General features: G+C 65.5%; 18 protein-coding genes. 6 read left to right on the forward strand and 12 right to left on the reverse strand.

The window, feature by feature from the left end; genetic code table 11:
• Nucleotides 1-59: 59 nt before the first annotated feature.
• Nucleotides 60-1,652 carry a response regulator gene (locus ISF28_RS04825; RefSeq protein ID WP_198116008.1) on the forward strand — a complete coding sequence of 531 codons (1,593 nt, stop codon included), beginning with the start codon at nt 60-62 and terminating at the stop codon, nt 1,650-1,652.
• 119 nt (nt 1,653-1,771) lie between these two features.
• Here the strand turns inward: ISF28_RS04825 and ISF28_RS04830 are convergent, their stop codons facing one another.
• Nucleotides 1,772-3,118, reverse strand: a complete 1,347-nt coding sequence (locus ISF28_RS04830) for a glutamine synthetase family protein (RefSeq protein WP_198116009.1) — start codon at nt 3,116-3,118, stop codon at nt 1,772-1,774.
• A 187-nt stretch (nt 3,119-3,305) separates the two neighbouring features.
• Between ISF28_RS04830 and ISF28_RS04835 the strand changes: the two genes are divergently transcribed.
• Together ISF28_RS04835 and ISF28_RS04840 are read left to right on the forward strand one after the other, a co-directional pair.
• Nucleotides 3,306-4,367 (forward strand): sensor histidine kinase, encoded by a 1,062-nt coding sequence (locus ISF28_RS04835; RefSeq protein WP_229518875.1) that lies wholly within the window; start codon nt 3,306-3,308, stop codon nt 4,365-4,367.
• The gene (locus tag ISF28_RS04840) at nt 4,364-5,119 is read left to right on the forward strand and encodes a LytR/AlgR family response regulator transcription factor (RefSeq protein WP_198116010.1); all 756 of its coding nucleotides are present in this window, start codon (nt 4,364-4,366) and stop codon (nt 5,117-5,119) included. The genes ISF28_RS04835 and ISF28_RS04840 overlap by 4 nt, the downstream gene beginning before the upstream one ends.
• Here ISF28_RS04840 and ISF28_RS04845 read toward each other — a convergent pair whose 3' ends face one another.
• Entirely contained in the window at nt 5,120-6,604 is a 1,485-nt protein-coding gene (locus ISF28_RS04845; protein ID WP_198116011.1) for an aldehyde dehydrogenase, read from the reverse strand.
• 142 nt (nt 6,605-6,746) lie between these two features.
• On the opposite strand from ISF28_RS04845, the gene ISF28_RS04850 reads away from it, so the two are divergent.
• Complete coding sequence (locus ISF28_RS04850) at nt 6,747-8,204, forward strand: high affinity choline transporter 1 (RefSeq protein ID WP_198116012.1); 1,458 nt, start codon at nt 6,747-6,749, stop codon at nt 8,202-8,204.
• A gap of 85 nt (nt 8,205-8,289) precedes the next feature.
• On the opposite strand, the gene ISF28_RS04855 is transcribed toward ISF28_RS04850, so the two are convergent.
• The 3 genes from ISF28_RS04855 to ISF28_RS04865 all read right to left on the reverse strand — a co-directional run bounded on the left by ISF28_RS04855 (nt 8,290) and on the right by ISF28_RS04865 (nt 12,022).
• Nucleotides 8,290-9,729: an aspartate aminotransferase family protein gene (locus ISF28_RS04855; protein ID WP_198116013.1), complete on the reverse strand. Its 1,440-nt coding sequence runs from the start codon at nt 9,727-9,729 to the stop codon at nt 8,290-8,292.
• 24 nt (nt 9,730-9,753) lie between these two features.
• Entirely contained in the window at nt 9,754-11,124 is a 1,371-nt protein-coding gene (locus ISF28_RS04860; RefSeq protein WP_198116014.1) for a glutamine synthetase family protein, read from the reverse strand.
• 127 nt (nt 11,125-11,251) lie between these two features.
• Nucleotides 11,252-12,022: a gamma-glutamyl-gamma-aminobutyrate hydrolase family protein gene (locus tag ISF28_RS04865; RefSeq protein WP_198116015.1), complete on the reverse strand. Its 771-nt coding sequence runs from the start codon at nt 12,020-12,022 to the stop codon at nt 11,252-11,254.
• Between the two features lie 268 nt (nt 12,023-12,290).
• Here ISF28_RS04865 and gabD point away from each other — a divergent pair, with 268 nt between their 5' ends.
• Together gabD and ISF28_RS30865 are read left to right on the forward strand one after the other, a co-directional pair.
• Nucleotides 12,291-13,745 carry an NADP-dependent succinate-semialdehyde dehydrogenase gene (gene gabD / locus ISF28_RS04870; protein WP_198116016.1) on the forward strand — a complete coding sequence of 485 codons (1,455 nt, stop codon included), beginning with the start codon at nt 12,291-12,293 and terminating at the stop codon, nt 13,743-13,745.
• A 261-nt stretch (nt 13,746-14,006) separates the two neighbouring features.
• Nucleotides 14,007-15,668, forward strand: coding sequence for a methyl-accepting chemotaxis protein (locus ISF28_RS30865; protein ID WP_198116017.1), 1,662 nt, complete (start codon nt 14,007-14,009; stop codon nt 15,666-15,668).
• Between the two features lies 1 nt (nt 15,669).
• Here ISF28_RS30865 and ISF28_RS04880 read toward each other — a convergent pair whose 3' ends face one another.
• From ISF28_RS04880 to recN, 7 genes are all read right to left on the reverse strand, one after another.
• Entirely contained in the window at nt 15,670-16,062 is a 393-nt protein-coding gene (locus ISF28_RS04880; protein ID WP_198116179.1) for a nucleotide pyrophosphohydrolase, read from the reverse strand.
• Nucleotides 16,062-16,736: a carbonate dehydratase gene (gene can, locus ISF28_RS04885; RefSeq protein WP_198116018.1), complete on the reverse strand. Its 675-nt coding sequence runs from the start codon at nt 16,734-16,736 to the stop codon at nt 16,062-16,064. Before can ends, ISF28_RS04880 begins: the two co-directional genes overlap by 1 nt.
• 94 nt (nt 16,737-16,830) lie before the next feature.
• Nucleotides 16,831-17,952 carry a molecular chaperone DnaJ gene (gene dnaJ / locus ISF28_RS04890; protein ID WP_198116019.1) on the reverse strand — a complete coding sequence of 374 codons (1,122 nt, stop codon included), beginning with the start codon at nt 17,950-17,952 and terminating at the stop codon, nt 16,831-16,833.
• A gap of 253 nt (nt 17,953-18,205) precedes the next feature.
• A complete protein-coding gene (dnaK, locus tag ISF28_RS04895; protein ID WP_198116020.1) occupies nt 18,206-20,146 on the reverse strand; it encodes a molecular chaperone DnaK in 1,941 nt (646 codons plus the stop codon).
• A gap of 92 nt (nt 20,147-20,238) precedes the next feature.
• Nucleotides 20,239-20,796 (reverse strand): nucleotide exchange factor GrpE, encoded by a 558-nt coding sequence (gene grpE, locus ISF28_RS04900; protein ID WP_198116021.1) that lies wholly within the window; start codon nt 20,794-20,796, stop codon nt 20,239-20,241.
• A gap of 425 nt (nt 20,797-21,221) precedes the next feature.
• Nucleotides 21,222-22,325: a ferrochelatase gene (hemH, locus tag ISF28_RS04905; protein ID WP_198116022.1), complete on the reverse strand. Its 1,104-nt coding sequence runs from the start codon at nt 22,323-22,325 to the stop codon at nt 21,222-21,224.
• 3 nt (nt 22,326-22,328) lie between these two features.
• Nucleotides 22,329-23,993, reverse strand: a complete 1,665-nt coding sequence (recN, locus tag ISF28_RS04910; protein WP_198116023.1) for a DNA repair protein RecN — start codon at nt 23,991-23,993, stop codon at nt 22,329-22,331.
• Nucleotides 23,994-24,015 lie beyond the last annotated feature (22 nt).

The following is a 24,015-nucleotide window of genomic DNA, read 5'->3' on the forward strand; positions in this document are numbered from 1 at the left end:
TGATGGTTGGTTCGCGATGCGTTCGTTGTTACACTTGCCCGATTCATTATAAAAACGATATGCACAAGTCCTCCGCCATCCTGATCGTCGACGACTACCTCCTGATCCGCACCGCCGTGCGCCAGGTGCTGACGGAGCTCGGCTTCGTCAACATCTTCCAGGCCGATAACGGCAAGACGGCGCAGGACCTCATGCGCAAGCAGCCCATCGACGTCGTCATCGGCGACTGGGGCATGCCCGTGATGAGCGGCCTGGACCTGCTACACTGGATGCGGCGCGACGCGCGCCACGCGCAGACGCCGTTCATGATGCTGACGGCGGAGGCCAATCCGGCGTCCGTGCGCAGCGCCCTGCAGGCCGGCGTCAACGCCTACATGATCAAGCCGTTCACCGTGCACAGCTTCGCCAGCAAGTTCATGGCGATGATCGGCACGGTGGGGGATCATCCGGCGGCCGCCGCCGGGGTCGCCGCCGGTCCCGTTCCCGCTCCGGAACCCAGGGCCGACAACGCGCCGCCGGTGCTGAAACCGACACCCGTCCAGGCCGACGTCATCGGCCTGCAGGCGCCGCTGGCCGAGCGCCTCAAACGCTGCACGGTGCTGATCGTGGACGACGTCCCGACCAATATCGAGGTCCTGGCGGGTGCCTTGAAGGACGAGTACGCGATCAAGGTGGCGATCAGCGGCCGCAAGGCGCTGGAGATCGCCCATGCCTTCCCCATCGACCTGATCCTGCTCGACATCATGATGCCCGGGATGGACGGCTTCGAGACGTGCCGCGAACTCAAGGCCGATCCGAAGACGGCGCACGTGCCGGTCATCTTCTTGTCCGCGAAGGATGCCGTCGACGACATCGTGGGCGGCCTGCGCCTGGGCGCCGTCGACTACGTGTCGAAGCCGGCCGACCCGACGATCCTCAAGGCCCGCATCGCCACGCATCTGGCGCTGGCCACGGCGATGGGCGACCTGAAACGCCAGAACGACCTCCTGATCGAGAACGCGCACCTGCGCGAAGACGTCGAGCGCATGACGCGCCACGACCTCAAGAGCCCCATCGCCGTGACGCTGCACGCGAGCCAGGCGCTGCTCGGCAGCGAGCTGCCCGGCCCGCAGCGCGAGCATGCGCACATGATCGAGATGGCGGCCAACCACGCGCTCGACATGATCAACCGCACGCTCGACATCCACAAGATGGAAAAGGGCGAATACCAGCCCGCGCTGCAGCCGTTCGACATCCGCGACCTGCTGGCGCGCGTGGCCCGGCAGACGGAGCTCGCGTTCACGGACCGCCGCGTCGCGATCCGCTTCGCCGCGCCGGCCGCTACCTTCTGCCTGGGCGAGTCGCTGCTGTGCTATTCGATGTTCACGAACGCCTTCAAGAATGCGGCCGAAGCCTCGCCGCCGGGCGCCACGATCGAGGTCGACGTGGCGCCGGGTCGCGGCAGCCTGCACGTCGTCATCGACAACGAGGGCGAGGTGCCGCTGACCATGCGCGGCCGTTTCTTCGACAAATACGCGACGGCCGGCAAGGCCGGCGGCACGGGGCTCGGCACGTATTCGATCCGCCTGATGGCCGCGGTGCAGGGCGGCGACGCGGCCATGGAGACCGGCGACGGGCATACGCGGTTGACCATCACGTTGCCGTGCGTGTGACGCCGCGGTGACGCACGCAATGGTGGGCGGAGGCCGCCCACCCTACGCCATGGCGGTCATGCATGCAATGATGGGCACGTTCCCAAGTAGGGTGGGCACCCCGTGCCCACCATCCATGATCAGACTAGGAGCATCAGATGCTCCCGCTCCCACGAACTGATCACGCGCGAAAACGTCGCGAACTCCAGCTCCTTCACTTCGCAGAACGCCTGCACGAACAAGGGCCCCAGCATCCCGGCCAGCGCCGGACACCCGCGCAGCTGCAGGATCGCATCCTCCAGGTTGCGCGGCAGGTCGCCGTGGATATGCTCCGCGCTCTCCGGCGTGGGCGCGGACGGGGCCAGGCCCTCGACCATGCCGAGGAAGCCGCACGCCAGCGTGGCCGCCATCGCCAGGTACGGGTTCACGTCGACGCCGGGCACGCGGTTTTCCACGCGCCGGCTGGACGGTCCGGAATTCGGGATGCGGATGCCGCACGTGCGGTTGTCGTAGCCCCAGTGCACGTTCATCGGCGCCGACTGGAAGCGCGACAGGCGCCGGTAGGAATTCACGTGCGGCGCGAACAGCAGCATCGCCGGCGGCACATAGCGCTCCAGCCCGCCGATGAAGTGCCGGAACAGCGCGCTTTCCGAGCCGTCCTCGTTGGAAAAGATGTTGCGGCCTTGCGCGTCGACGATGCTCTGGTGCACGTGCATGGCGCTGCCCGGCTCCGTCTCCATCGGCTTGGCCATGAACGTGGCAAAGATGCCATGACGCAGCGCCGTCTCGCGCACGGCCCGCTTGAACAGGAACACGCGGTCGGCCAGCTCGAGCGCGTCCCCATGCGTAAAATTGATTTCCATCTGGCCGGCGCCGGCCTCGTGAATCAATGTTTCGACGCCCAGCTCGTGCCGCTTGCAGAACGCCGACAATTCCAGGAAGAATGGATCGAAATCGTTGACGGCGTCGATGGAATACGATTGCCGGCCCTGCTCCGTGAACCCGCTGCGGCCCGTGGGCGGACTCAGCGGCTCGTGCGGATTCGTCGTGCGCGCGACGAGATAAAACTCCATTTCCGGCGCGACGACGGGCGTCCAGCCGCGCTCGGCATACTGGGCGAGCACGTGGCGCAGCACGGAGCGCGGGGCCAGTTCGACCTGCGTGCCGTCGAAATTCATGCAATCGTGAATCACGAGCGCGACTCTTTCCGTGGCCCAGGGCACGACGCGGATCGTGGCCGGGTCCGGCGCGCAGATCATGTCCGGGTCGGTGGACCCGACATACGGGGTGTTGTTCGGTTGTTCGCCGTGGACCGTGTTCAGCAATACGCTTTTCGGCAGCCGCATGTGCTCGCCGGCCAGGAACAGGTCTTTCGGAAGAATCTTGCCGCGGGCAATGCCCGTCATGTCGGCAATGACGCACTCGACTTCGTGGATGTTATGTTCGCGCAGGAAATCGCGCATCGGATTATGCGCTTCGGAATCCATCACACTCCTCGCTTCATTCGGTGCGGCCCACTATAGCATCGGGGTTGTTTGCGCCGCGCGCGGGTCGGACGTCCCGTTGTTCCCGAATCCCGCAATTCGTTGCCTCGTTACCGCACTTCGCGCCAGGGCCATCGCCTTGCGCGCTTTCCTGCGTCATACTTTCAGAATGGAACAGCTGACGACGACCATGACGGAGACGACCGGGCGCATGTGGCGCAACTACGCCTACGGCTGGCTCGCGTACATGCTGCTGCTCGCCGTCGTGCTGCAACTTGCCGATCCGTCCACCCACGCCTACAACTGGCGCGGCCTGATCCCGATGCTGTGGCTGGTGCCGCAGGCCCTCGTGCTGGCCCTGCACTGGCCGCTCAGCGGCTGGATGGAGCGCCGCAACGTGTCGTTCGCGGCGCGCGGCCTGATCCACGGGGTGGGCGCGCCGGCCTACGCCATCCTGTCGTACGGACTGCCCGGGCTGATCTACGGCTGGACGCAGCCGCTGTCGTTCTACGTGTGGCCCGTGCTGTACTCGATGATGGGCTACGGCGTCATCGCCACCGCCTTCCACATGATCCGCGCCAACGACGCCCGCCGCCGCCAGGAAGTCGCCGTGCAGCAGGCGCACGCGCTGCTCGTCGCGACGGAGCTGAACGCGCTGCGCAGCAAGCTAAATCCGCACTTCCTGTTCAACACGCTGCACTCCATCATCGCCCTCACCCGCAGGGACCCGACCGCCGCCGAGACGGCGCTCTTTCAATTCTCCGACATGCTGCGCTACGTGCTCGACACGGAAAAGACGGGCAACGACCGCGTCACGCTGGACGACGAGCTGCGCTTCGTGCGCGACTACCTGGAGCTGGAAAGCCTGCGCCTGGGCCCGCGCCTGAAAGTCGAGTGGGAACTGGACGCCAATGCCGGCGGCCACGTGCTGCCCGCGCTGTCGCTGCAGCCGCTCGTCGAGAACAGCATCAAGCACGCCTTCAATCCGCACAGCCGGCCGGGCCGTCTCCTGATCCGCGCGCGCGTCAACGTCCGCACGGGCATGCTCATACTGTCCGTCGGCGACGACGGCCCCGGCGCCGACATCGGCCGCGTGCGCGCGTCCAACGGCCTGGGCCTGCGCACCGTCGAGCGCCGCCTGCAACTGGAGTACGGCACCGACGAGGGGCTCGCCATCGACACGTCGCCGGGCGGCGGCTTCGTCGTCACGATGGCCATCCCGCTCGCCGCCAACGACAAGGAATTTTCATGACTACCCGGACGGTCTTCATCGCCGAGGACGAACCGCTCGCACGCGACGTCCTGCGCGACTTCATCTATGCCCACGACGGCCTGCGCCTCGTGGGCGAAGCGGCCGACGGCGCCAGCGCGCTCGCGCAGATCGACCGCATCGGCCCCGACATCGTCTTCATGGACATCCAGATGCCCGAGATGACGGGCCTGGAAGTGCTGCGCCGCCTGGCCGTCGTACCCGACATCGTGTTCACGACCGCCTACGACCAGTACGCCGTCACGGCGTTCGAGCTGAACGCCGTCGACTACCTGCTGAAGCCTTTTACGCGCGCCCGCTTCGACGCGGCCGTCGCGCGGCTGCTGGAAACGCCGGGCGCCGGCGTGCCGGCGCGCGACGCCATGGACGACGGCCTCGCGCAGGCCTTCCTGCAGCGCGCGCCCAGCAGGATCGAACGCATCCTCGTGCGCGACCGCGGGCGCATCTTCCCGCTGTCCGTGAACGAGATCGCCTACCTGAAGGCGGACGCCAAGTACACGGCGATCGCCGCGCGCGGCCATACCTTCCTCGTGCGCATCGGGATCTCGGAACTGGAAGCCCAGCTGGACCCGGGCCGCTTCATCCGCATCCACCGCTCGGCGCTCGTCAATCTCGACTTCGTCGATTCGATGCGGGCCGACGACCAGTCGCAGCTCGAGATCACGATGCGCGACGGGACCGTGCTGACGGCGAGCCGGGAAGCGTCGAAGATACTGCGGGAGATGGCGATCTGATCAAACCTGGATCCAGGTCGTTTTCAGTTCCGTGTACTTGTCGAACGCATGCAGCGACTTGTCGCGCCCATTGCCCGACTGTTTATAACCGCCGAACGGCACGGTGATGTCGTCGTTGTCGTACTGGTTCACGTGCACGGTGCCCGCGCGCAGCTTGCGTGACGTGCGGATCGCTTTGCTCATGTTGGAGGTCCACACGGCGGCCGCCAGCCCATACGGCGTCGCATTCGCCTGGCGCACGGCATCAATGAGGTCCGTGAACGACAGCACGGACAGCACGGGCCCGAAGATTTCCTCGCGCGCGATACGCATCGTGTGGTCGACGCCGTCGAACAACGTGGGTTCGATGTACAGGCCGCCCGTCTCCGCGCGCGCCGCGCGGCCGCCCGCGAGCAGGCGCGCGCCGGCCGCCTTGCCGTCCTCGATGAAGCCGAGCACCGTCTTCATCTGGATCGCGTCGACGATGGCGCCCATCACCGTCGACTCGTCGAGCGGGTCGCCGGGCGCGTACTGCGGGGTCAATGCCAGGGCCTTGTCGAGGAACGCCTCACGTATCGATTCCTCGACGAACAGCCGCGACGGCGCGTTGCAGCTTTCTCCCTGGTTGAAATAGATGGCCCCGATGGCGCCGGCGACGGCCGCGTCCAGGTCGGGGCAGTCCGCGCACACGATGTTGGCGGACTTGCCGCCGAGTTCCGTCCACGCGCGCTTCAGGTTCGACTGGCCCGCCATCTGCAGGATCTGCTTGCCGACGCGCGTGGAACCCGTGAAGCCGATGCAGTCGACGTCCATGTGCAGCGCGAGCGCGTGGCCCGCCTCGTCGCCATAGCCGGGCAACACGTTGAACACGCCTTCCGGCACGCCGGCTTCCAGCGCCAGCTCGGCCAGCCGCAGCGAGCTCAAAGGCGCTTTTTCCGACGGTTTCAGGACGACGCTGTTGCCGCTCGCCAGGGCCGGACCGATCTTCCACGCCGCCATCAGCATCGGATAATTCCACGGGATGATGGCGGCGACGACACCGACCGGCTCGCGCGTGATCAGGGCCAGGCAGTCCTGCGGCGCGGGCGCGACCTGGTCGTAGAGCTTGTCGACGGCCTCACCGTACCAGCGGATGCAGTTCTGGGCCAGCCGCACGTCCACGCTCTTGCTGTAGCGGATGGGCTTGCCCATGTCGAGGGTTTCCAGCAAGGCCAGCTCGTCCTCGTGGGCGAGCATCAGGTCGGCGAAGCGGACGAGGATGCGCTTGCGTTCCGCCGGCGCCTTGCCGGCCCAGCGGCCGTCCTCGAACGCGGCGCGGGCGCTCGCCACCGCCGCGTCGGCGTCGGCCGCGCCGCAGCGGGCGACCTCGCCCAGCTTGCGGCCGTCGATGGGCGAGATGTCGTCGAAACGGGCGCCGGATACGGCGTCGACGCGCCGTCCCTGGATGACGGCGCGGCCGTCGATGTGCACCGTTTTGGATCGTTCGTGCCAGCTTTGCGTGGTCATAATGTCTCCGTGCAGATGACATCTGTTGTCAGGCCGATACTAGCAAACAAAATCGATCCAAACGCGTATTTTCACGGCTATAATCGCGAATTTTTCCCGGCCGTAATTTTAATTAAACGCCAGCTGTGGAGCACTTTACACAATGAACACCATCCTGATTTCATCCGTCGTGCTCTACCTGCTCGGCACGCTCGGCCTGGGCGTCTGGGCCGGGACGCGGATCAAGGACACCTCCGACTTTGCCGTCGCCGGCCGCAGCCTGCCGCTGATCATGGTCGTGACGACGACGTTCGCCACCTGGTTCGGCGCCGAGACCGTGATGGGCATTCCCGCCAAGTTCGTGCAGGGCGGCCTGGGCGCGCTGGTGGAAGACCCGTTCGGCGCCGGCACCTGCCTGATCCTCGTCGGCCTGTTCTTCGCGGCCCGCCTGTACAAGCTGAACCTGCTCACCATCGGCGACTACTACCGCGCCCGCTACGGCAAGGGCATCGAAGTGTTCTGCTCGGCCGCCATCATCCTGTCCTACCTCGGCTGGGTGGCGGCGCAGATCACGGCGCTGGGCCTCGTGTTCTCCGTGCTGACGGGCGGCGCGATGTCGGAGACGGCCGGCATGATCGTCGGCACGCTCGCCGTGCTGATCTACGTCGTCATCGGCGGGTTCCTCGCCGTCGCGATCACCGACTTCATCCAGATGATCGTGCTGGTGGTCGGCCTGTCGATCATCGCCATGTTCTCGGCGAAGCTGGCCGGCGGCACCGGCGCCGTCCTCGACATGGCCCACAACGCCAATCTGTGGCACTTCCTGCCGCAAGGGAAATTTACCGACATCGCCTTCTTCGTCGGGTCGGCCGTGACGATGATGCTGGGGTCGATTCCGCAACAGGACGTGTACCAGCGCGTGATGTCGGCCAAGAGCGCCCCCACCGCCCGCGCCGGCGCCGTGATCGGCGGCGCCAGCTACATCGTGTTCGCGTTCGTGCCGATGTTCGTCGTCGCCTGCGCCGTGATCGTGATGGGCAACGATGCGATGGAACTGGCCAAGAGCGATTACCAGCGCGTGCTGCCCACGTTCGTGATGACGAAGATGCCGCTGATCATGCAGATCCTGTTCTTCGGCGCCCTGCTGTCCGCGATCAAGAGCACGTCGTCGGCCACGTTGCTGGCCCCGTCCACGAGCTTTACCGAAAACATCCTCAAGAACCTGCGCCCGGGCATGAGCGACCGCCAGCAACTGCTCGCGATGCGCGTCACCATCGTCGTGTTCGCATGCCTCGTGCTCGCGTACGCGATCGCGATGAAGGGCACGTCGATCTACGACCTCGTCTCGTCCGCCTACCAGGTGACGCTCGTCGGCGCCTTCGTGCCGCTCGTCACGGGCTTGTACTGGAAGCGCGCGACGACGCAGGGCGCGATCCTGTCGCTGGCCGCGGGCATCGCCACGTGGATCGTGTTCTTCCCGCAGATTTCGCCGCTGGGCGAGCTCTTCCCGGGCCAGCTGGCGGGCCTGCTGGCCGCGTTTGCCGGCATGGTCGTGGGGTCGCTGGCGCCGCAGGTGCTCAAGAACCGGCACGAGCCGCACAAGACGGCGTTGAGCGTGTAAATGAAGTGCAGGTGAGCGCGGGGCGCCCACCCTACGATCGCCACGATGCCGTAGGGTGGGCACCCTGTGCCCACCAACCACCAGCTCAATCCATCCATCCGCGTCCGACCACGTCCGCCAGCGTCCGGTCGAGACAATCCCGTATCCGCGCCACCATCTCGTCGACCTGCGCACAGGTCATCACGAGCGGCGGCGCCACGATCATGCGGTCCCCGACGGCGCGCATGATGACGCCGTTGTCGAACATGTGCTGCCGGCACACCATCCCCACCGCCAGCGCCGGCACAAACGGCTCGCAATCGTGCACCGTCGCACCCTTGCGCCGCACGAGGTCCAGGCCCGCCGTCATGCCGATGGTTTCCGCGTGGCCGACGAGCGGATGGTCCGCCAGCCGCGCGAACGCGGTCTTCAGGTGCGGCCCCGTCTCGCGCGCGACGCGCTCGACCAGCTTCTCGTCCTCGATGATGCGCAGGTTTTCCAGCGCCGCCGCGCAGGCGACCGGGTGCCCGGAATACGTGAAGCCGTGGTTGAAATCGCCGCCGCGCTCGATCAACGCGCGCGCCACCCGCTCGCCCACGAGCACCCCGCCCAGCGGCACATAGCCCGACGTGACGCCCTTCGCGAACGGGATCAGGTCCGGCCGCATGCCCATGCGCTCGCAGCCGAACCACGTGCCCAGGCGGCCGAAGCCGCAGATCACTTCGTCCGACACGAGCAGGATGCCGTACTTGTCGCAGATGCGCTGGATTTGCGGCCAGTACGTCTGCGGCGGGATGATGACGCCGCCCGCGCCCTGCACGGGCTCGCCGATGAAGGCGGCGACCTTGTCCGGGCCCAGCTCGAGGATCTTTTGTTCGAGCGAGTCCGCGGCCAGCAGCCCGAATTCCGCTTCCGACAAACCGCGCCCGTGCTCGGCGAAATTCGGCTGCCCAATGTGGTGGATGCCGGGGATCGGCAGCGCGCCTTGCGCATGCATGCCGGCCATGCCGCCCAGCGACGCCCCGGCGATCGTGCTGCCGTGGTAGGCGTTGCGGCGGCTGATGACGATGTGCCGCTCCGGCTGGCCCATCAGCTGCCAGTAGCGCCAGATCATGCGCAGCGCCGTGTCGTTCGCTTCCGAGCCGGAACCGGTGAAGAACACGTGTTCGAACCCGGGCGGTGCCAGCCCCGCCAGCCGCTCCGCGAGCTTCACGGCCGGCACGTTCGTCGTGTTGAAGAAGCTGTTATAGAACGGCAGGACGTCCATCTGGCGCGCGACGGCCTGCGTGATAGACGTGCGGCCATAGCCCACGTTCACGCACCACAAGCCGGACATGCCGTCGATGATTTTATGCCCCTCCGAATCCCACAAATAGATGCCGTCCCCGCGCACCATCACGCGCGCGCCGCGGGCGCTCAAGGCGCCGTGGTCGGTGAACGGATGCAGGAAGTGGGCGCTGTCGAGCTGCTGCAACGTGCGGGTGTCAAGGTCCTCCCGGACCGGGGCGCGCAGGCCTGCCTCGAATGCCATGCTGTCGGTCGTCATGATGATCTCCTCGTCGTCGCATGGTCAAACGTGCAGTAACAGATGCTCCCGCTCCCACGGGCTGATGACGGTCATGAATTCCTGGTGCTCCAACTCCTTGACCGCGGAATAGACGTCGATGAAGCGCTCGCCGAGGACGTCGCGCAGGCGGTCGTCGCCGCGCAGCAGGGTCAGCGCTTCGGACAGGCCCTGCGGCAGCTCGACCTTCATCTTGTACGCGCTGCCCTCGACCATGGACGTCGGCTCGGCGCTTTCCTGGATGCCGAGGTAGCCGCAGGCCAGCGTGACGGCCAGCGCGAGATACGGATTGGCGTCGGCGCCGATCACGCGGTTTTCCACGCGCCGGTCTTGCGAGCCGGAGACGGGCACGCGGAAACCCACGGTGCGGTTGTCCACGCCCCATTGCAGGTTGATGGGGGCGGCCGTGTGGCGCACGATGCGGCGATAGGAATTCACGTACGGCGCGACGATGGCCATCGCCGACGGCATGTATTTCTGCAGGCCGCCGATGTAGTGGCGGAACAGGTCGGACGGCGAGCCGTCCTCGTTGCTGAAGATGTTGCGGCCGGATTCCGCGTCCACGACGCTCTGGTGCACGTGCATCGCCGAGCCGGGCTCGCCAGCCATCGGCTTGGCCATGAAAGTGGCGTACATATCGTGTTTCAGCGCGGCCTCGCGCAAGGTGCGCTTGAAATAAAAGACCTTGTCGGCCAGGCCCAGCGGCTCGCCGTGCTGGAAGTTGATTTCCATCTGGCCGGCGCCGATCTCGTGGATCAGGGTGTCGACGTCGAGGCCCATCATGTCGCAGTAATCGTAGATGTCCTCGAACAGCGGATCGAACTCGTTGACGGCGTCGATGCTGTAGACCTGGCGGCTCGTCTCGGAACGTCCGCTGCGGCCGATCGGCGCGGCCAGCGGCAGGTCGGGGTCGATGTTCTTCGCCGTCAGGTAAAACTCGAGCTCGGGTGCGACGAGGGGGTTCCAGCCCTTTTGCGCATACAGTTTCAGCACGCGGCGCAGCACGCTGCGCGGGGCGAAATCGACCAGCTTGCCGTCGGAGAAATAGCAGTCGTGGATCACTTGCGCCGTCGGGTCGACGGCCCACGGCACCATCGTGATCGTGCCGGGATCGGCCTTCAGGATCATGTCGCGGTCGGTGGTGGAGATGGCGCGGTCGAACGCGTCGTCGTCCTGCGGCGAGTTGCCGGTGACGGTCATGCCCAGCACGATTTCCGGCAGGCGCATGCCGCGGTCTTCGGTAAATTTAACGCGCGGAAGGATTTTTCCACGCGCGACACCCGTCAGGTCGGGCACGAGACATTCGATTTCGGTGACTCGTTTGCCGTTGAGCCACTCGTCCATGTCGTTGTATGAAAAATTGTCGCGGATAGCCATGATGTTCCTCTGTCCGTTGAGTGAAGAATCGCGGCCGCGCGCAGGCGTCACGCGCGGGCCGCGTGCATGTGGAGCAGGGATCAGGGCAGCTATGGGATGGGCGTGACCGCCCATTGGACGTCGGGGGTCATGTCGGCTTCCTGGACGGTGACGGTTTCGTGGCCTGGTAGGCGCGGCAGGCGTTGCCGAATGCGCCGAACATTTTCATCGAATGGGGATTGTGGACGATGCGCCATTCCGGATGCCATTGCACGGCCAGCGTGAAGCCGGACGAGCCGGCCACCGAGAAGGCTTCCACGAGGCCATCCTCGGCCGTCGCTTCCACGACGAGGCCCGGCGCCAGTTCGTTCACGCCCTGGCCATGCAGGGAATTCACTGGGATTTCCGGCAAGCCGATGATCTGATGCAGCATGCCGCCTTCGACGAGCTGGATCTTGTGGGCATCGCCGTACTGCTCGTCCATGCCGAGCTCCGGGTTCTCGCGGTGGTCGAAATGGCCCGGCACCGCCTGCACGGCCTGGTGCAGGCTGCCGCCCAGCGCCACGTTCATTTCCTGGAAGCCGCGGCAAATCGCGATGATCGGGATGCCGCGTTTGACGGCCGCGCGGATCAGCGGCAGCGTGGTCTGATCGCGCGCCGGGTCTTGCGGCAGCGACGGATCGAGCACTTCTTGGGAATAATAGCTGGGGTGCACATTCGAGGCCGAGCCCGTCAACATGATCCCATCGCACAACGCCAGCATCGTCTCCAGGTCGAGCGCTTCCCCCAGCGACGGCACGATCAGCGGCGCGCAATCCGCGCCGAGGACGACGGCGTCGACGTACTTGTGCTGGGCCGCGTGATAAGGGTGTTCACCGAAATCGCGGGTGCAAGCGGGGACGAAAACGATCGGGCGCATGGTCTCTACCTTGTCGTGAGCGCACAGGAACCATCATACGTACAAACCGGTCCGAATGCGAGTGGCCGTTGGTTCCGGTCAAGGAAACCGCATTTCCAAGTCAATGCTTCCCTGGAATCTGCTAGTCGAGCGGGTTCGCGGTTGTAACCCGTAGCAAAAGCTTAACGTCAACTGAAAAACGATGCCAACACAAACGGGCCGCCCGCAAGCATCGTGCTATCGTGTTTCCGCGAACGACGACCGACGACGACCGACATCAGGAGGCACCATGCTGAAGCTCAACGATCCTTCCCTGCTGCGCCAGCAGGCATACATCGACGGTGCCTGGTGCGACGCCGACGCCGGCAAGACCGCCCCCGTGATCGACCCCGCCACCGGAGAAACGCTGGGCACCGTGCCGCATATGGGGGCCGCGGAGACCCGGCGCGCCATCGACGCGGCGAATGCCGCCTGGCCCGCCTGGCGCGCGAAGACGGCGCGCGAACGCGCCCTCATCCTGCGCAAATGGAACGACCTGATGCTGGCCAACGCCGACGACCTGGCCGCCATCATGACGGCCGAGCAGGGCAAGCCGCTGGCGGAATCGAAGGGCGAGATCGCGTACGCCGCCTCGTTCATCGAATGGTTCGGCGAGCAGGCCAAGCGCATCGAGGGCGACGTGCTGGAATCGCCCGCGCGCGACCGCCGCATCGTCGTCACGAAGGAACCGATCGGCGTCTGCGCCGCGATCACGCCGTGGAATTTCCCGGCCGCGATGATCACCCGCAAGGTCGGGCCGGCGCTGGCGGCAGGCTGCCCCATCGTGCTGAAACCGGCCGGGCTGACGCCGTATTCCGCCCTCGCGCTGGCCGTGCTCGCGGAACGGGCCGGCGTGCCGAAAGGCGTGTTTTCCATCGTGACCGGAGACTCGAAAGCGATCGGCGCGGAAATGTGCGCGAATCCCGTCGTGCGCAAGCTCAGCTTCACGGGTTCGACGGCCGTCGGCCGCCTGCTGATGGAACAGTGCGCGCCGACGATCAAGAAGCTGTCGCTGGAACTGGGCGGCAACGCCTCCTTCATCGTGTTCGACGACGCCGACCTCGACGCGGCCGTCGAAGGCGCGATGGCCTCGAAATACCGCAACATGGGGCAGACCTGCGTGTGCGCCAACCGCATCTACGTGCAGGACGGCGTCTACGACGCGTTCGCCGCCAAACTGACGGCCGCGGTGGCCAAGCTCAAGGTCGGCAACGGCATGGAGCCGGGCGTGAACCAGGGCCCGCTGATCGAAGAAAAAGCCGTCGAGAAAGTGGAGCACCACATCGCCGACGCGCTGGGCAAGGGCGCCCGCCTGCTGCTGGGCGGCAAACGCCATCCCCTGGGCCACACGTTCTTCGAACCGACGGTCCTCGCCGACGTCACGCCGCAGATGCTCATCTCGGACGAGGAAACCTTCGGCCCGGTGGCGCCGCTGTTCCGCTTCAAGACGGAGGACGACGTGATCGCCCTCGCCAACGCGACGGAATTCGGCCTGGCGTCGTATTTCTATGCACGCGACGTCGGCCGCGTGTGGCGGGTGGCCGAACGGATCGAATCCGGCATGGTGGGCGTGAATACGGGGCTGATCTCGAACGAGGTGGCGCCGTTCGGCGGCGTCAAGCAGTCGGGCCTGGGCCGCGAGGGGTCGAAGTACGGGATGGACGATTATCTCGTCATCAAGTACATCTGCCTCGGTGGACTGTGACCTCCGCGGCGATTGCTGAACCGACCACACTCGTTGTCAGTTTTCCACAAGTCAACATATTAATTGCCCTGTAGGATTAGTCCTACTAGAATCGATTGACTCGGCAATTTTTACGGCGGCGCCCCATCCCCGCGCATGCAACTTCTCGCCCTGCCGAGTCTCCCATGCATCGACATACCCTCAGGCTCACGCCCAGGCCCAATCACGCCCGCCGTCGAAGTGAGCACCCACATCAATGAAACTACGACAATCGATAAATCAATGAAGCTGAACAACCTCAAAATCGGCCAACGCCTGGCGCTGGGCTTCGGCACGATACTGGCCTTGCTGGTGCTCGTCACCGCTGCCGGGCTGAGCAACATGAATACCCTGAGCGACACGGTGGAAAATATCGTCGCCGGCAACAATGTGCGCCTGCGGGCGGCCAACGAGATGCGCGAAGCCCAGCGCCGCGTGTCGCTCGCGGTGCGCGACGTCATCCTGACGGACGAAGAAGACGAAATCAGGCGCTTTCTGCAGGAAATCGACGCGGCCGGGCAGGCCTACGACAGTGCCGACGCCACGTTGCAGAAGATGGCGAAGCTGCCGCAAACGCACGCCCTGCTGGCCAAGATCCACGACGCGCGCGCGATTGCCACGCCCCTGGTCGCCCAGGCCACCGAGCTGGGCAAGCAGAACAAGCAGGCGGAAGGCATCGCTTTCCTGAAAGCCAAGGTGAGGCCAGCCACGGCCGCCTGGCGCAGCGCGATCGTCGACATGATCGATGCGCAGAGCAAGCTCAACGCGGCCGACCAGGCCGCCAGCGAAGCCCAGTACGCGCAGGCGCGCCTGACGCTGTATGCCGTTGCCGCCGCCGCGCTCATGCTTGCCGTCGTGATCGCCTGGCTCATCACGCGCTCGATCACGGGCCCGATGCGCGAAGCCGTGCGCATCGCCGCGACCGTCGCGGCGGGCGACCTGACCAGCCGCATCGAGGTCACGTCCACCGACGAGACCGGGGAACTGCTGGCCGCGCTCAGGGACATGAACGCGTCCCTGCAGACCATCGTGGGCAAGGTGCGCAGCGGCACCGAAACGCTGGCCACGGCCGCGCAGCAGATCGCGAGCGGCAACCTGGACCTGTCAAGCCGCACCGAACAGCAGGCCGGCGCGCTGGAGGAAACCGCGTCGTCGATGGAAGAGCTGACCTCCACGGTCAAGCAGAACGCGGAGAATGCGCGCCAGGCCAACCAGCTCGCGCAATCGGCGTCCAACGTGGCCACGCGTGGCGGCGCGGTCGTGGACCGGGTGGTGGAAACGATGAGTGACATCAAGGCGTCGGCGAACAAGATCGTCGACATCATCGGCGTCATCGACGGTATTGCGTTCCAGACCAATATCCTGGCGCTGAACGCGGCGGTCGAAGCGGCGCGTGCCGGCGAGCAGGGCCGCGGTTTCGCGGTGGTGGCGTCGGAAGTGCGCAACCTGGCACAGCGTTCGGCCGGTGCGGCCAAGGAAATCAAGGCGCTGATCGACGACTCGGTCGAGAAAGTCGGCGAAGGCAGCGATCTGGTGCAGCAGGCGGGCACGACCATGCGCGACGTGGTCGCCAGCGTGCGCCGCGTGACGGACATCATGGCCGAGATCAGCACCGCCACCCACGAGCAGGAAGCGGGGATCGAACAGATCAATCAGGCCGTCGGCGAAATGGACGCCGTCACGCAGCAGAATGCCGCCCTCGTCGAGGAAGCGGCGGCGGCCGCGCAATCGCTGGAGGAACAATCGGGCGAACTGGAACACGTCGTCCGCGTGTTCCGCCTGGCGGGCGGTTCGGCACGCGCGGCAGCACCGGCGCGCCAGGCGGCCCGGCCGCACCTGGCCGCGGCGCCGCGCGTGCCGCGTTATGCGGCCGCCGCGGCGACGGCGGACTGGGATACGTTCTGAGTCAGCCGTCCACGCGTCCCGCGTCCGGGCGCGTGTCCTTGTACTCGTAATACTTGCGCGCGTCGCCCCGCACCTTGTCGGCGGGGTATTTGGCGCGGTTGAGCACCATCTTGTCCTGCACGGCGGCGAACAGGTCGACGTCCAGCTTGTCGGCCAGGCGCACGAGATACACGAGCACGTCGGCCATCTCGTGGCGCACCTCGGCGAGCTTGTCCGCGCCCAGTTCGTCGGCCCGGCCGTGCTGGAGCCACTGGAAGTGTTCCAGCAGCTCGGCCGCTTCCACCGTCAGCGCGGATGCCAGGTTCTTGGGCGTGTGAAACTGGTCCCAATCACGCTCTTCGACGAACTGGCGCACGATGGCGCGCAGCCGGTCGAGCTCGCCGCCGGGCTCCATCACTTGTTGCCGCCGACGAGGTAGCCCTGCAGGATCTTGTCCAGCTTGGGCTGGATCTCGTCGTAGCTGCTGACGGTCATGCCCAGGTCGCGCAGCAGGCCGTCGTGCACGCCGTAGACCCAGCTGTGGATCGTCAGGCTCTGGCCGCGTTCCCACGCGTCGCGCACGATGGTCGTCTGCGCCACGTTGATGACCTGTTCGGCCACGTTCAGTTCGACGAGACGGGCCATCGCGGCCGCGCCGGACACGTTGCCGAGGTATTTGCCGTGCTTGTCGCGCACGTCGCGCACGTGGCCGAGCCAGTTGTCGGCCAGGCCGACGCGCGTGTTGTTCAGCGCCGCACCCACGCCCGAGCAGGCGTAGTGGCCGCACAGGATAATGTGCTTGACCTTGAGCACGTCGACGGCGAACTGCAGCACGGTCAGGCAATTCAGGTCCGAATGGGAGACGACGTTGGCGATGTTGCGGTGGACGAACAGCTCGCCCGGCGCCATGCCGACGAGTTCATTGGCCGGCACGCGGCTGTCGGAGCAGCCGATCCACAGGTATTCGGGGGACTGCTGGGAGGCAAGATCCTGGAAGAAGTCGGGGTCTTCCTGGACCATCGAGGCCGCCCATTGGCGGTTGCGTTCGAAGAGGTCTGCGGCGGTGAGGCCGGTGGGGGTCTTTGCCATGACGTTTTACCTTGTTTTAAAACTTGTTTAATCGACCACATTCCGGTCAAAAAAAACCGCCGGGGCTCGCGCTCCCGGCGGTCCATCCGCTATCTTACTCGAAGAAGTCCTTGACCTTGTCCATCCAGCCCTTGCTCTGCGGGCTGTGCTTCGCGCCGCCCTCGTTCGTCAGACGGTCGAATTCGCGCAGCAAGTCCTTCTGCTTCTCGGTGAGCTTGACGGGCGTCTCGACCACGACGTGGCAGAACAGGTCGCCCGAATAGCCCGAGCGCACGCCCTTGATGCCCTTGCCCTTGAGGCGGAAGGTCTTGCCGGTCTGGGTGCCTTCGGGGATCGTGAACGAGACCTTGCCGCCCAGCGTCGGCACTTCGATCTCGCCGCCCAGCGCAGCCTTGGAGAACGAGATCGGCATTTCGCAATGCAGGTCGTCGCCTTCGCGCTGGAACACGGTGTGCGGCTTGATGTGGATCTCGACGTACAGGTCGCCCGGCGGCCCGCCGTTCGTGCCCGGCTCGCCGTTGCCGGTCGAGCGGATGCGCATGCCGCTGTCGATGCCGGCCGGGATCTTGACTTCCAGGGTCTTGTTGCGTTTGATGCGTCCGGCGCCGCCGCAGGCCGCGCACGGTTCCGGGATGATCTTGCCGCTGCCGTGACACTTCGGGCAGGTCTGCTGGATCGAGAAGAAACCCTGCTGCATGCGCACCTGGCCGTGGCCGTGGCAGGTCGAGCAGGTGACGGGCGACGTGCCCGGCTTGGCGCCGCTGCCGTGGCAGGTGTCGCACTTGTCCCAGCTCGGCACGCGGATCGTCGTGTCGAAACCGGCGGCTGCCTGTTCCAGCGAAATTTCCAGGTTGTAGCGCAGGTCGGCGCCGCGGTACACCTGCGGACCCGAGCTGCGGCCACGTCCGCCGCCGAAGATGTCGCCGAAGATGTCGCCGAACGCATCGCCGAAGCCGCCGGCCCCGAAGCCGCCGCCCATGCCGCCGTTCGGATCGACGCCAGCGTGACCGTAGCGGTCGTAAGCCTCGCGCTTTTCCGGATTGGTCAGCATCTCGTAGGCTTCCTTGACCTCCTTGAACTTCTCTTCCGCTTCCTTGTTGTCGGGGTTGCGGTCCGGATGGTACTTCATCGCAAGCTTGCGATAGGCCTTCTTGATCTCGTCTTCCGAAGCACTCTTCGCGACGCCGAGGATCTCGTAAAAATCACGCTTTGCCATTTGTCGGCACCTTGCTGTCTATCTACAAAAGAACTGTGGCGAACCGGGCGCACCCCGCGAACGCACAGCCAAAAGGATCGAGTATACAGTGAGCATCACGGGCTTGCGCGACTCGGCCATAAAAACAACGGCCAAGTCCGCCCCGCGGATTCTGGACACCACAAAAAAACCGAGCCGGGCACCATGAGGTCGCTTCGGCTCGGCGGGTTTGGCAGGTTGGACGCGTGGGCGGAGGGCCGCCCACCCTACCCTGTTACTTGGCGTCCTTGACTTCCTTGAAGTCGGCGTCGACGACATCGTCATCCTGCTTGGCCGACTCCGCACCCGGCTGCTGGGCGCCGGCCTGGGCGCCGGCAGCACCCTGCTGGGCTTGCATGTCGGCGTACATCTTCTCGCCCAGCTTCTGCGCGGCGGTCGACAGCGCGGCCACCTTGGCGTCGATCTCGGCCTTGTCGCCCGACTTGATCGAACCTTCCAGGTCGGTGATCGCGGCTTCGATCTTTTCCTTCTCGCCCGCGTCCAGCTTGTCGCCGTATTCCGTCAGCGACTTGCGGGTCGAGTGCACCAGCGCGTCGGCCTGGTTGCGCGATTCGGCCAGTTCCTTGACCTTCTTGTCCTCTTCCGCGTTCAGCTCGGCGTCCTTCACCATCTTCTGGATCTCGTCTTCCGACAGACCCGAGTTGGCCTTGATGGTGATCTTGTTCTCTTTACCGGTGGCCTTGTCCTTCGCGCCCACGTGCAGGATGCCGTTGGCGTCGATGTCGAAGGTCACTTCGATCTGCGGCGTGCCGCGCGGCGCCGGCGGGATGCCTTCCAGGTTGAATTCGCCCAGCGCCTTGTTGCCGGCGGCGATTTCGCGTTCGCCCTGGTACACCTTGATGGTCACGGCCGGCTGGTTGTCGTCGGCGGTCGAGAACACCTGCGAGAACTTGGTCGGGATCGTGGTGTTCTTCTGGATCATCTTGGTCATCACGCCGCCCAGGGTTTCGATGCCCAGCGACAGCGGGGTCACGTCCAGCAGCAGCAGGTCCTTGCGGTCGCCGGCCAGCACGGAGCCCTGGATGGCGGCGCCGACTGCGACGGCCTCGTCCGGGTTGACGTCCTTGCGCGGATCCTTGCCGAAGAACTCCTTCACTTTTTCCTGCACCTTCGGCATGCGGGTCATGCCGCCGACCAGGATGATGTCGTCGATGTCCGAGACCTTCACGCCGGCATCCTTGATGGCGATGCGGCACGGCTCGATGGTCTTGGCGATCAGTTCCTCGACGAGGGCTTCCAGCTTGGCGCGGGTGATCTTGAGGTTCAGGTGGACCGGCGCGCCGTTCGCCATGGCGATGTACGGCTCGTTGATCTCGGTCTGCTGCGACGACGACAGTTCGATCTTCGCGCGCTCGGCCGAGGCCTTGATGCGCTGCAGGGCGATCGGGTCCTTCGACAGGTCGAGGCCGTTGATCTTCTTGAATTCGTCGATGATGTAGTCGATGATGCGCTGGTCGAAGTCTTCGCCGCCCAGGAACGTGTCGCCGTTGGTCGACAGCACTTCGAACTGCTTCTCGCCTTCCACGTCGGCGATCTCGATGATCGACACGTCGAACGTGCCGCCGCCGAGGTCATACACGGCGATCTTGCGGTCGCCCTTGTCGGTCTTGTCCAGGCCGAATGCCAGCGCGGCCGCGGTCGGCTCGTTGATGATGCGCTTGACGTCCAGGCCCGCGATGCGGCCGGCGTCCTTGGTCGCCTGGCGCTGCGAGTCGTTGAAGTAGGCCGGCACGGTGATGACGGCTTCCGTCACTTCTTCGCCGAGGTAGTCTTCGGCGGTCTTCTTCATCTTGCGCAGCACTTCGGCCGAGATCTGCGGCGGCGCCAGTTTCTTGTCGCGCACGCTGACCCAGGCGTCGCCGTTGTCGGCCTTGACGATCGCGTACGGCATCAGGCCGATGTCCTTCTGGACTTCCTTCTCGTCGAATTTACGGCCGATCAGGCGCTTGACCGCGAACAGGGTGTTTTTCGGGTTGGTGACGGCCTGGCGTTTCGCCGGCGCGCCGACCAGGATCTCGCCATCTTCCTGATAAGCGATGATCGAAGGCGTAGTACGGGCGCCTTCCGCGTTTTCGATGACCTTGGGCTGACCATTTTCCATGATCGCCACGCAGGAGTTGGTGGTGCCCAGGTCGATACCGATGATTCTGCCCATAATATTTTCCTTTTTAGTACTAAGTTTTCAGATGTGTCGAATATTGGGAAATACTGGTTGCTTTCAAGAGCTTGTTCAGCCCCAGCGCAACATTATTTCGGTGCGGCGGCGGTCACGATGGCCGGACGCAGCAGGCGGTCGGCGATCATGTAACCCTTCTGCAGGACGGCGACCACGGTGTTCGCTTCCTGCTCGGACGGGACCACGGCCACGGCCTGGTGCTTGTTCGGGTCGAGCTTGTCGCCCGGCTGCGGCATCACTTCGACCAGACGGTTCTTCTCGAACGCGGCGGTGAGCTGCTTGAGGGTCATCTCGACGCCTTCCTTGATCGATTCGACCGTCGGCGCTTCGACTTTCAGGGCCATCTCGAGGCTGTCGCGCACAGGCACCATGGCCTCGGCGAAGCTTTCGATGGCGAATTTATGGGCCTTGCTCACATCTTCCTGGGCACGGCGGCGGATATTGTCCGCCTCGGCCTTGGCACGCATGAAGGCGTCGTGCATTTCGGCCAGCTTGGCTTCGGTGGCGCTCAGCTGTTCTTCGAGGCCGGGCTCCGTCGCCGGTGCGCCCTGGGCCGCTGCTGCTGCGGCGGCGGCCGCTGCGTCGGCTTCCGGCTGATTGCTCACCTCTTGGTTTTCTTGGTCTTGCATCGAAAAAACTCCTGGAATCAAGGACTTGGCTGATTGATTGGACGGTAATACCGCTTACACAGGCCCCCATATTGGGCAATCCCCACCATTTTCAAGGGGAGTTGCCGAACTAATATGCAGATGTGCGTAGTCTTTTGTTACAGGATTTACTTGCTCGTAGTCACCATCGACAGCCGGCCGTTCTACTATTGTTTCGTTAAGACATCCGTCCAAACGACCCGATGGGAACGAACATGAAACTGCATCTGATCAGCGGCGCCGTGCTCATCTACACCCTGCTCACGCTGGCTGCGATCTGCTTGTCGGAACTCGGGGCGGTGCCGCAAAACATGGCATTTTAACATCCCGCGGTAACCGGGCCGCATGCGTCTGGTGGGCACGGGGTGCCCACCCTACATATTGATCGTTCCGGCGACGTTGATTGATTACGCGCCCATTTTTGCGGCATGCTCGCGCGCGATCTCCGCATCGCGGCGGCGCGCCTCGCGCTCCGCGGGCGTGAGCATCGTCGGCCAGCCGATCAGGTGCTGTTCGGCGATCTCGGCCATGCCGACGATCCAGGCCGGATTATCGTTCAGGCAAGGGATGTAGTGGTAATCCTGGCCGCCGTTCGACTCGAAATCGTGGCGCACTTCCATATTGATTTCTTCCAGCGTCTCCAGGCAGTCGCTGGTAAAACCCGGGCACATGACGTCGATGCGCTTGACGCCCGCGCGCGCCAGCTGCTGCACGGTCGGCGCCGTGTACGGCTGCAGCCATTCGGTACGGCCGAAGCGCGATTGGAACGTCACCAGGTATTGATCGGGCGCCAGGCGCAGGCGCGCCGCCAGCAGGCGGGCCGTCCGGTGGCATTCGCAGTGGTACGGGTCGCCCAGCAGCAAGGTGCGCTTGGGCACGCCGTGGAAACTCATGACCAGTTTCTCGCCGCGGCCGTGCGCTTCCCAGTACGACTCCACGGACTCCGCCAGCGCCTCGATGTAACCGTCGTGGTCGTGATAATGCTTCACGAGACGCAGTTCCGGGATGTTGCGCACTTTCTTGAAATGGTCGAAGACGGCGTCCCAGATCGACGCGGTCGTCGTGCCGGAATACTGCGGATATGCGGGCAGCACGACGATCCGGTCGACGCCGCGCGCCTTGAGGTCGTCCAGCACGTCCGGCAGCGCGGGCGAGCCGTAGCGCATCGCCATCGTCACGGCCACGTCGTGGTGGCCGCGCTGCCCGAGCAGCGCCTGCAGCGCGGCCGCCTGCCGCTGCGTGTACACCATCAAGGGCGAGCCGTCGCGGCGCCAGATGCTCGCGTATTTTTTGGCCGACTGCCCCGAGCGGAACGGCAGGATCGCCAGGCGCAGGATGACGTTCCACACGGCGAGCGGGATTTCCACGACGCGCGGATCAAGCAGGAATTGCTTCAGGTAGCGCCGGACCGCCTGCTTCGTGGGCGCGTCGGGCGTGCCGAGGTTGACGAGGACGATGGCGCTCGTTGCGATGGTGCCGTGTTCGTGCGGCGGTTCCTGGTTGAAGGCCATGATTCAGGACGCCAGCAACTCGCGCGCATGCTTGCGCGTCGTCTCGGTGATCTCGATGCCGCCCAACATGCGCGCCACCTCCTCCACGCGGGCCTTGTTGTCGAGCACGTCGATGCGCGACACGGTCTTGCCGCCGTCCGTCGTGCCCTTGGCCACCTGGAAGTGCTGGTTCGCCTGGCTCGCCACCTGCGGCAAGTGCGTGACGCACAGCACCTGCCGGCCCTGCCCCAGGCGTTTCAGCAGGCGCCCGACGACTTCCGCCACGCCGCCGCCGATGCCCGTGTCGACCTCGTCGAAGATCAAGGTGGGCACCGTCGTCGCGTTGGACGTGATGACGGAGATCGCCAGCGAGATGCGCGCCAGTTCGCCGCCCGACGCGACCTTGGCCAGCGGCCGCGGCGCGACGCCGGCGTGGCCCGCGACGAGGAACTCGACCTGCTCGACGCCGTACACGGCCGGTTCGCACGGGTTCAGCGCGACGACGAAGCGGCCGCCGCTCATCGACAATTCCTGCATCGCTTCCGAGACCTGCGACGACAGGCGCTGGGCCGCCTGCGCGCGCGTCGCGGACAGTTTATTGGCCGCCGCCAGGTACACCGCCTTCGCCTGGTCTTCCTGGCGGCGCAGGCCTTCCACGTCGCTGGCGTCGGCCAGCTGCTGCAGCTTCGCCTTCAACGCGGCGTGTTCTTCCGGCAGCTCGTCCGGCGTGACGCGGAATTTGCGGGCCGTGCTGTGGATCGCGTCCATGCGCGCATCCACCTGGGACAAGCGCTCGGGATCGAGCTCGACCTTGTCGACATAGGTGTTCAGCGCGTACACGGCTTCCTGCAGCTGGATGCGCGCCGGCTCCAGGCAGTCGAGCACGGCCTGCAGGCCCGCGTCGACGCCGGCCAGCTTCGACAATTTCTGGTTCAGCGCCGACAGCTGCGACAGGATCGGCTGCTCCGATTCGGACAGCGCGTTCAAGGCTTCCTGCGCGCCTTCGATGAGGCTGGCGGCATGCGACAGGCGGCTGTGTTCGTTCGTGATCTCGGCCCACTCGCCCGGCTTCGCGGCCAGCTTGTCGAGCTCGCCGACCTGCCATTCGAGGCGCTCGCGTTCCAGCAGCACGTTCTTCGCGTTCGTCTCGAATTCCTCGCGCTGGCGCGCCAGCGCCTTCCACGCTTTATAGGCACGCGCGACTTCCTGCACCTGCGCGCTGGCGCCGGGGTCGCGCACGGCGACCTGGTTGTCCAGCAGGGCGCGCTGGGCGTCGAGCTTGAGCAGCGACTGGTGCGCGTGCTGGCCGTGGATGTCGACGAGCAGCTCGCCCAGTTCGCGCAACTGGCTCGCGGTGGCGGCGATGCCGTTGATGTAGGACTTGGAGCGGCCGGCGTTGTCGATCACGCGGCGCAGCAGCGCGCCGCCCTCGTCGCTGCCGAACTCGTTCTCGTCCAGCCAGCCGGCGGCTGCCGGCGTCAGGGCGAAGTCGGCGCTGATGTCGGCCTTGGCCGCGCCTTCGCGCACCATGCTCGCCTCACCGCGGCCGCCCAGCGCGAGCTGGAGCGCGTCGATCAGGATCGACTTGCCGGCGCCGGTCTCGCCGGTGAACACCGTGAAGCCGTTCGAGAACTCGAGCTCGATCGTGTCGACGATGACGAAGTCGCGGATGGTCAATGTGCGCAACATGAAGAAACTCATCTCCTGATGG

The organism is Massilia rhizosphaerae (genome assembly GCF_016093545.1).
In the GTDB taxonomy this organism is placed as follows: Bacteria; Pseudomonadota; Gammaproteobacteria; order Burkholderiales; family Burkholderiaceae_D; genus Telluria; species Telluria rhizosphaerae.

Bases quoted from the DNA above. Each gene is read 5' to 3' on its own strand.
- ISF28_RS04840 (WP_198116010.1), top strand. From the start codon at position 4,364: ATGACTACCCGGACGGTCTTCATCGCCGAGGACGAACCGCTCGCACGC.
- ISF28_RS04830 (WP_198116009.1), bottom strand. From the start codon at position 3,118: ATGGATTCCGAAGCGCATAATCCGATGCGCGATTTCCTGCGCGAACAT.
- ISF28_RS04850 (WP_198116012.1), top strand. From the start codon at position 6,747: ATGAACACCATCCTGATTTCATCCGTCGTGCTCTACCTGCTCGGCACG.
- ISF28_RS04860 (WP_198116014.1), bottom strand. From the start codon at position 11,124: ATGGCTATCCGCGACAATTTTTCATACAACGACATGGACGAGTGGCTC.
- ISF28_RS04855 (WP_198116013.1), bottom strand. From the start codon at position 9,729: ATGACGACCGACAGCATGGCATTCGAGGCAGGCCTGCGCGCCCCGGTC.
- ISF28_RS04825 (WP_198116008.1), top strand. From the start codon at position 60: ATGCACAAGTCCTCCGCCATCCTGATCGTCGACGACTACCTCCTGATC.
- ISF28_RS30865 (WP_198116017.1), top strand. From the start codon at position 14,007: ATGAAGCTGAACAACCTCAAAATCGGCCAACGCCTGGCGCTGGGCTTC.
- can (WP_198116018.1), bottom strand. From the start codon at position 16,736: ATGGCAAAGACCCCCACCGGCCTCACCGCCGCAGACCTCTTCGAACGC.
- recN (WP_198116023.1), bottom strand. From the start codon at position 23,993: ATGTTGCGCACATTGACCATCCGCGACTTCGTCATCGTCGACACGATC.
- grpE (WP_198116021.1), bottom strand. From the start codon at position 20,796: ATGCAAGACCAAGAAAACCAAGAGGTGAGCAATCAGCCGGAAGCCGAC.
- dnaJ (WP_198116019.1), bottom strand. From the start codon at position 17,952: ATGGCAAAGCGTGATTTTTACGAGATCCTCGGCGTCGCGAAGAGTGCT.
- gabD (WP_198116016.1), top strand. From the start codon at position 12,291: ATGCTGAAGCTCAACGATCCTTCCCTGCTGCGCCAGCAGGCATACATC.
- ISF28_RS04845 (WP_198116011.1), bottom strand. From the start codon at position 6,604: ATGACCACGCAAAGCTGGCACGAACGATCCAAAACGGTGCACATCGAC.
- dnaK (WP_198116020.1), bottom strand. From the start codon at position 20,146: ATGGGCAGAATCATCGGTATCGACCTGGGCACCACCAACTCCTGCGTG.
- ISF28_RS04865 (WP_198116015.1), bottom strand. From the start codon at position 12,022: ATGCGCCCGATCGTTTTCGTCCCCGCTTGCACCCGCGATTTCGGTGAA.
- hemH (WP_198116022.1), bottom strand. From the start codon at position 22,325: ATGGCCTTCAACCAGGAACCGCCGCACGAACACGGCACCATCGCAACG.
- ISF28_RS04835 (WP_229518875.1), top strand. From the start codon at position 3,306: ATGACGGAGACGACCGGGCGCATGTGGCGCAACTACGCCTACGGCTGG.
- ISF28_RS04880 (WP_198116179.1), bottom strand. From the start codon at position 16,062: ATGGAGCCCGGCGGCGAGCTCGACCGGCTGCGCGCCATCGTGCGCCAG.